The sequence below is a fragment of the Synechococcus sp. H55.2 genome (assembly GCF_047462495.1).
GTDB lineage: Bacteria > Cyanobacteriota > Cyanobacteriia > Thermostichales > Thermostichaceae > Thermostichus.
In genome coordinates this window covers 1-7,509 of sequence record NZ_JANSJH010000114.1, presented here as the reverse complement: position 1 = coordinate 7,509, position 7,509 = coordinate 1, and the positions used below count along the sequence as shown (strand labels likewise).

The following is a 7,509-nucleotide window of genomic DNA, read 5'->3' as shown; positions in this document are numbered from 1 at the left end:
AGGGAGAGGGGAGCTAGGACTTGACGTAGCGAGCGGCTTCGTCAGTTATATTCCAGTGGCCATAGCTTTTCTGGGAAGTGCTCCCCTCAGCCCAAAGTCTTTCCGGTGTAGTTTTCAATGCAGCGCAAGAACAGCTCCACGCCAATGCCGAGAGCAGCTTCATCAAAGTCAAAGCGGGGATGGTGATGGGGATAATCTAGTCCTTTGGCAGGGTTGGCGGATCCCAGGAAAAAGTAGCAGCCGGGCACCTCGTTGAGGAAAAACGAGACATCTTCCCCGCCCAGGGTCATCTCAGGAACGATCGCGGCTTCTGAACCAAACACCTGGCGGGCGGCTTGTTCTACCAGGGCTGCTATGGCAGGGTCATTGTGAACCGCCGGATAGCCCCGCTCGTACTGGAACTCGTAGGTGGCCCCGTAGGCTTGGCAAATGCCGGCCACGATTTCTTCAATACGCCTTGCCAGCAAATCCCGCACTTCCGGCTGAAAGCTGCGCACGGTGCCCCAAATCTCTGCCCTGGGAGCGATGACGTTGAAAGTATCGCCGGCCCGGAAGCGGCCCACCGTCACCACCGCCGGCTGCAGTGGATCCACGTTGCGGGAGACGATGGTCTGCAAAGCGCTCACAATGTGGGATCCGACCACAATGGCATCCACCGTCTGCTGGGGAAGAGCGGCATGGCCGCCCCGTCCAATGACCTCGATTTGAAAGCGATCGGCAAAGGCCATCGAGGGGCCACTTTTGACGCCAATGGTGCCCAGAGGACGGTTGTTCCACAGGTGTAAGCCGAGGATGGCTTCTACATCTGGGTTCTTCAGCACCCCCGCTTCCACCATTGGCTTGGCTCCGCCGGGACCTTCTTCAGCGGGCTGGAAAATGACTTTGACGGTGCCTCTGAGGCTTTGGCGCTGCTGCTGCAGCAGCTTGGCGGTGCCCAGGGCAATGGCCGTGTGGCCATCATGGCCGCAGGCGTGCATAACGTTGGGGATGGCGGAACGGTATTCGACTTCGTTGGCCTCGTGAATGGTTAGGGCATCCATGTCGGCCCGCAGCGCCAAAACCGGCCCTGGCTCTTCTCCCGCGATGGTGGCCACAATGCCGGTGTGGGCGATGCCGGTCTGGTGCGGGATCCCCCAACTTCTCAGGCGGTGGCTGATGTAGGCGGCAGTTTGCTTCTCTTGGAAACCCAGCTCTGGGTACTTATGCAAGTGGCGGCGCCAGGCCACCAACTCCGGCTGTAAGGCTTGAACGGCGGGGCGAAGGGCGGGAACTTCCATAAACGCCTAGACAAGAGTCAGTCTGGGGAAGAGCTTCCTTCCCAGTTGGTTTCCCAGAAGCTGTTTAGTTACATGTCGGTTTCATAGAGTATGGCAAAAATTTTGCCAGGGCTGTTTCTTCCTAGGCCCACCGGGATCCCGTTTCTGGCGGCAGATCTTGCCAGCGGCCCGGCCCCACGGCGCGCAACGCCTCCGGCAGGGAGATGGCTCCTGAGTAAAGGGCCTTGCCCAGAATGGCTCCGGCCAAACCCGGCAAGCTCAGCAGGGCAAGTAAGTCCGTCAGCGAGCCGATGCCCCCAGAGGCAATCACCGGCAGGCGGGAAACAGCCAGAACCTGCCGCAACTGCTCCAGGTTGGGGCCGGCCAGGGTGCCATCCCGGCCAATGTCGGTGTAGATGATCCCGGCAGCCCCTTGAGCTTGTACCCGTTGCACCAGTTCGGTGGCCGGCAGGGGGGTGGTGTTCAGCCAGCCGCGGGTAGCCACCTGCCCTTGGCGGGCGTCAATCCCCACCCAGATGCGTCCTGGCAAGGCCTGGGTCATCGCCTCTAGAGTGTTGGGATCCTCCACAGCGACAGTGCCGACGATCACCCGATCTACCCCCAAGTCCAGCAACTGCCGCGCCTGTTCGAGAGATCGGATCCCGCCCCCCACCTGCACCGGGATGGCCAGTTTGCGGACGATGTCTGCAATGATGGGCAAGTTAACCGGATCCCCGCTTTTGGCCCCGTCCAGGTCTACCACGTGCAGGCGAGGCGCCCCTTGGGCAGCCCAGATTTCTGCCTGCTGGATGGGGTCGGCGGCCACCTGTTCCGCCTGGGCGTAATCGCCTTGGTAAAGACGCACGGCGCGGCCCTGCAAAAGGTCGATGGCGGGGATCACCTCGAGAAAGACACTGGCGTGAGGCATGATGGGATCCCTGGAGAAGAGCTTTTCCAGTATCGCCCAGCGGGGATCCTGGACAAGGGCAGCGGATAGGAAAACCTTTGGGGCGACCATGAACGCGCGTCAACTGGCCCTCTTGGCTCTGCAGAAGATCGAGCGGCAAAACGCCTACGCCGACCTGGTGCTGGAGCACCTGTTGGCCCATAGCCGCCTGATCCCCGCCGACCGGCACCTGGTCAGCGAGCTAGTGTACGGCATTACCCGCCGTCGCCGCACCCTTGATGCCCTGATCGACTGCTTTGCCCGCCGCTCTGCCTACCAGCAACCGCCCGACTTGCGGCTGATTCTGCACCTTGGCCTTTACCAACTGGCTTTTCTGGATCACATCCCCCCCAGCGCCGCCATCCACACCAGCGTGGAATTGGCCCGCCAGGTGGGCCTGGGATCCCTGACAGGGGTGGTGAACGGCATCTTGCGTGCCTACCAGCGGCAAGCGTTGGATGGGGCGGAAAAGGATCCCCTCAAGCCCTTACAGGACACGCTGCCCACGGATCCGATTCAGGCCTTGGGGATCCGGCACAGCTTTCCCGACTGGCTGGTGCGCCTCTGGTGGGAGCGCCTGGGGCCAGCCGAGACCGAGCAGTTGTGCGCCTGGTTCAACCGAGCGCCCCACCTGGATCTGCGGGTTAACCCGCTGCGGGCAGATGTGAACAAAGTCATTCAAGCCTTGGCAGAAGTGGGGATCCCCGCCTCACCCATCCCTGAGGTGCCGGGCGCCCTGCGGCTAGGGCGGCCTGCCGGCGATATCAGGGCCCTGCCGGGCTTTGCCCAGGGCTGGTGGAGTGTTCAGGATGCCAGCGCCCAGCAGGTGGTGCATTGGCTGGATCCCCAGCCAGGGGAACGGGTGATCGACTGCTGTGCCGCCCCCGGCGGCAAGACCACCCACATGGCCGAGCAGATGCAGGATCGCGGCGAGATCTGGGCCCTGGATCGCCATCCCCACCGCCTGCGGCGCCTAGAGGAAAATGTGCAGCGCTTAGGCTTGCGCTCGATCCGTCCCCTGGCCATCGACCTGTTATCCCTGAGCGCCGCTGCCGAACCCCCCGCACCCCTGCCCCCCTGGCAGAGCGCCGACCGGGTGTTGCTGGACGCTCCCTGCTCCGGCCTGGGAACTCTGCACCGCCATGCCGATGCCCGCTGGCGCCAAACCCCCGATCAGGTGCAGGAGCTGGCCCATCTGCAGGGTCGGCTGTTGCAGGTGGCAGCCCGTTGGCTCAAGCCGGGCGGACTGTTGGTGTACGCCACCTGCACCCTGCATCCTGCCGAAAACGAGGCGGTCATCCAGTCTTTTCTGAACCGGCATCCCCACTGGGCCGCCGAAGGGGATCCCCTGCTCATCTGGCCCCATCGCCAGGATCGGGATGGATTTTTTATCCAACGGCTGCGCCGCTGCGATTAAGCCTTCCCCGTTCCATCTCTCCTCTTCCTCCGCATGGCTTCTGAGCTCCTCACCAGCCCAAAAAACCCTTGGATCCGGCAGTTGCGGCAGTTGCACCGCAGCAAAGGCCGGCGGGAACAGGGCGCCTTCTTAATAGAGGGATCCCACCTCCTCGAAGAGGCGCTGGGGGTCGGCTGGCCTCTGCGAGCTGTCTGCTACACCTTCGATTGGGCCGAGCGTCATCCCCAGTTGTTGGCCAGCCTGCCCCAGCATCTGCGGCGGCAGGCCGTCAGCCTAGAAGTGATGGCGGCCCTCTCTACCACCGAGTCTCCGGAAGGGGTTGTAGCTGTGGCCGTTAGCCGGCAAATCGCCTCCCCTCCCCCAGAGGCGTTGCGCCTGGGCTTGGTGGTCGAAGCCCTGCAAGATCCAGGTAATTTGGGATCCCTGATCCGCGTCGTGGCGGCCACCGGAGCCGATGGCCTCTGGCTAAGCGCAGACAGCGTCGATCCGGAAAACCCCAAAGTCCTGCGGGCCTCCGCCGGCCAGTGGTTTCGCCGCCCGCCGCAAGTCTTGCCCGACCTGCCCACCTGGATCCAGGCCTGTCGTCGCCAAGGGATCCAAGTTTTGGCCGCCACCCTCTCCCCTCTGGCCACCTGCCATTGGGATCACGACCTCACCCGGCCAACCCTTTTTCTCTTGGGCAACGAAGGGGCTGGCCTAAAGGCATCCACCATCCAGCAGGCCGATGCCCAGGTGCGGATCCCGATGGCCGAGGGCGTCGAATCCCTCAACGTGGCCATGACAGGGGGATTGCTGCTCTACGAAGCTTTGCGCCAGCGGCGAGCCCAGTTGAGAGACACAGCTTAAAGAGCCGCCCTCGTTTCACAACTCCTCATCTGCAAAGATGGGGGCCTCAATCTCTTCCTGCTCTCCCTCCTCCATCCCCCCCGGTCGGCTGGCAGAAACCGTTACCCCTGCAGAAAGTTTTTCCCGCACAGCCGCTTCCACCTCCGCCAGGATCTCCGGCTTTTCTTTCAGGTAAACGACCAGATTGTCTCTCCCTTGGGCCACATTCTCCTCTTTGTAGCTGTACCAGGAACCGCGTCGTTTGAGAATGCCCATCTCCTCAGCCAAATCGACAATGCAGCCGATGTTGGAGATGCCCTGGCCGAAGATGATGTCAAATTCTGCCCGCCGGAAGGGGGGAGCAACTTTGTTTTTCACCACCTTGACCCGCGCTCGGATCCCGTATTCTTCAGCACCTTTTTTTAGAGTTTGCACGCGGCGAATATCCAGCCGCACCGACGCATAGAACTTGAGGGCATTGCCGCCGGTGGTGGTTTCCTGGGGGCCGTAGCCCATGCCGCCGATTTTGGAGCGCAACTGGTTAAGGAACAGAACAATTGATCCGGTTTTGCTGACGTTGCCGGCAATCTTGCGCAGTGCTTGGCTCATCAGGCGGGCCTGTAGTCCCATGTGGGCATCTCCCATATCCCCCTCGATCTCGGCGCGGGGAACCAGCGCTGCCACCGAGTCCACCACCACAATGTCCACAGCAGCAGATCGCACCAGTTGATCGACGATCTCCAAAGCTGCCTCCCCCGTGTCTGGCTGGGAGATGAGCAGATTCTGGATATCCACCCCCAAAGCTGCTGCATAAGTGGGATCCAGCGCGTGCTCGGCATCCACAAAGGCGGCTGTTCCCCCTCGTTTTTGCACCTCGGCAATGGCGTGCAGAGCAACCGAGGTTTTCCCAGAAGATTCCGGCCCGAAGACTTCGATGATTCGCCCCTTGGGGTAGCCACCGCCCATGGCCAAGTCGAGGGTGATAGCGCCGCTGGGTATGGTCTCCACCCGCATCTGGGCCGCATCTCCCAAGCGCATGATCGCCCCTTTGCCGAAATTGCGCTCGATCTGGCCCAACACTTGATCCAGAGCTTTGCGTTTCTCCGACTTCAACTTGTCCAAGTCGTCTCCATTGTTCACGGCAGAAGCTTTGCTTCGGGTCATGGCCAGCACCCTCCCCCAGGAGTTGCGGTGGAAAATCGAGCCTGCATTCTAACATTGTCGCCTTGTTGCCCTCAGCGGATCCCTCTCCTCTGTATCTCCCTCCAATTGCAGTCAGCTCGCACCTTGCCTCAGTTCCCAGCTCCCCTCTCCCTTAGGGAGAGGGGCTGGGGGTGAGGGTAGCTCCCTTAGGGAGAGGGGCTGGGGGTGAGGGTCGCAGAATAGGTAGAGTGAGCTAGAAAGACCAGTTCAGGAATACCGCCGTGCTCATGACCCTGGTGTTGCAATCCCCCGGTCCAATTGTGTTCACCTGGGGCCCCTTCAGCCTGCGTTGGTATGGCCTGCTGATCGGCTTAGCCATGGTGCTGGGCTTGCTCCTGGCCCGCCACCTGGCGGCACGGCGCGGTCTTCCCCCCAATTCCATGTCTGATCTGCTGCTGTGGCTGGTAGTGGGATCCCTGCCCCTTGCCCGTTTTTACTACGTGGCTTTTGAGTGGGAGCGATATCGAGATGGCCCTTGGTGGAAAGTCCTGGCCCTCTGGCAGGGGGGGATGGCCATCCATGGCGCTTTGCTGGGGGGCAGTGCGGCACTTTACCTATTTGCCCGCTGGCAGCGGCTGAACTTCTGGCTGCTGGCCGATTGCATCGTTCCTTCCCTCAGCCTTGGCCAGAGCATCGGTCGCTGGGGCAACTTCTTCAACAACGAGGCCTATGGAGAGGTTTTGCCTCCGGATAGTTCTCTGTGGATCCAGCTACAGCTCCCCGACGGATCCCGTGTGCATCCCACTTTTCTGTACGAGTCCCTCTGGAACTTGGGCCTCTTCGGGATCCTGCTCTTTTTGAGCTATCGGCGTCAGCCTCCGCCTGGTAGCCTCCTGGGTCTCTACCTGCTGGGGTATAGCCTTGGACGCTTCTGGATCGAGGGGCTGCGCACCGACAGCCTCATGCTGGGATCCTTGCGAGTGGCCCAGGGAGTGAGCCTGTTGCTCATCGGAGCTGGCTTGGCCGTGATGCTGACCGCCCAAAGACGTGCTTCTGCTCACCTAAGCCCAGTGAGGCCCTCACCTGATCTCTCGACAGGGATCCCCACCCCTGAGCACCCCTCGAAGGAGCCGTAAGCCATGGCGAGCGCACGAGATGAAGAGCTTTGGCAACAAGCTTCTCCTCTGGTGTTGCCCTCTGCCGCTGCCACCCAATCGCTGGCGGCCCTGGTAGCCCAGGCTGCCGTTCGCCTCCTTGACTCTTCAGGCCAGCAACACAACCCCCAGGGCAGGAGCAGGATAAACCCCCCTCCCGGCCTAGTGATCCTTCTAGAAGGGAACCTGGGCAGCGGCAAAACCACCTTTGTACAGGGCCTAGGCCAGGGCTTGGGGATCCCTGAACCCATCGACAGCCCCACCTTCGTGCTGCTCCAGGAATACCACACCGGACAGATCCCTCTTTTTCATTGCGATCTCTACCGTCTGGGATCCCCCTCTGGCGGAGCCGAGTCCTCAGCTCTCGACGATCTGGGGCTGGAAGAACTTTGGAGCCAAGCTGGGATCACCGCCATCGAATGGCCTCAGTACCTGCCCTACTTGCCAGCAACCTACCTCTGGCTGCACCTAGAACCCGATCCTCAGGCAGAGGGATCCCGCCTGCTGTACGCCAAGGGCAGGGGATCCCAGCTCGCCCACCTTTGGCAGCAAGTTCTCTCTCGATTCACCCAGCAAGACCCTGAAGAGAACGGGATTCTCTTCTCCTCCTGAAAAGGGATCCCGAACCCACATGGACTTACCCTCAACCCAAGCAGCCAGAACTCGGCCAACTGTCAATATACAAACAGTTTCTATTCTTTCCTTTTTCCCTATCTCCGCCGAAAAAACTTTGAGTTATCTCTTGACGGGATGAGTTTATGGGGGTTA

The 7,509-nt window shown here is 61.4% G+C and carries 7 protein-coding genes; 4 read left to right on the top strand and 3 right to left on the bottom strand.

Features of this window, described 5'->3' with window-relative positions; all coding sequences use genetic code 11:
• Nucleotides 1-86: 86 nt before the first annotated feature.
• Both NW844_RS11430 and hisA read right to left on the bottom strand, forming a co-directional pair.
• The gene (locus NW844_RS11430; RefSeq protein ID WP_414335767.1) at nt 87-1,277 is read right to left on the bottom strand and encodes a M20 metallopeptidase family protein; all 1,191 of its coding nucleotides are present in this window, start codon (nt 1,275-1,277) and stop codon (nt 87-89) included.
• A gap of 121 nt (nt 1,278-1,398) precedes the next feature.
• Nucleotides 1,399-2,184 (bottom strand): 1-(5-phosphoribosyl)-5-[(5-phosphoribosylamino)methylideneamino]imidazole-4-carboxamide isomerase, encoded by a 786-nt coding sequence (gene hisA, locus NW844_RS11425; protein ID WP_414335765.1) that lies wholly within the window; start codon nt 2,182-2,184, stop codon nt 1,399-1,401.
• An 88-nt stretch (nt 2,185-2,272) separates the two neighbouring features.
• Here hisA and NW844_RS11420 point away from each other — a divergent pair, with 88 nt between their 5' ends.
• The gene (locus NW844_RS11420; protein WP_414335764.1) at nt 2,273-3,619 is read left to right on the top strand and encodes a 16S rRNA (cytosine(967)-C(5))-methyltransferase; all 1,347 of its coding nucleotides are present in this window, start codon (nt 2,273-2,275) and stop codon (nt 3,617-3,619) included.
• A 33-nt stretch (nt 3,620-3,652) separates the two neighbouring features.
• Nucleotides 3,653-4,465, top strand: a complete 813-nt coding sequence (locus NW844_RS11415) for a TrmH family RNA methyltransferase (protein WP_414335762.1) — start codon at nt 3,653-3,655, stop codon at nt 4,463-4,465.
• Nucleotides 4,466-4,480: 15 nt separating this feature from the next.
• Here NW844_RS11415 and recA read toward each other — a convergent pair whose 3' ends face one another.
• Nucleotides 4,481-5,608: a recombinase RecA gene (recA, locus tag NW844_RS11410; protein ID WP_414335760.1), complete on the bottom strand. Its 1,128-nt coding sequence runs from the start codon at nt 5,606-5,608 to the stop codon at nt 4,481-4,483.
• Nucleotides 5,609-5,874: 266 nt separating this feature from the next.
• Here recA and lgt point away from each other — a divergent pair, with 266 nt between their 5' ends.
• Together lgt and tsaE are read left to right on the top strand one after the other, a co-directional pair.
• A complete protein-coding gene (lgt, locus tag NW844_RS11405; RefSeq protein WP_414335768.1) occupies nt 5,875-6,723 on the top strand; it encodes a prolipoprotein diacylglyceryl transferase in 849 nt (282 codons plus the stop codon).
• A gap of 3 nt (nt 6,724-6,726) precedes the next feature.
• Nucleotides 6,727-7,353: a tRNA (adenosine(37)-N6)-threonylcarbamoyltransferase complex ATPase subunit type 1 TsaE gene (gene tsaE / locus NW844_RS11400; RefSeq protein WP_414335758.1), complete on the top strand. Its 627-nt coding sequence runs from the start codon at nt 6,727-6,729 to the stop codon at nt 7,351-7,353.
• Nucleotides 7,354-7,509 lie beyond the last annotated feature (156 nt).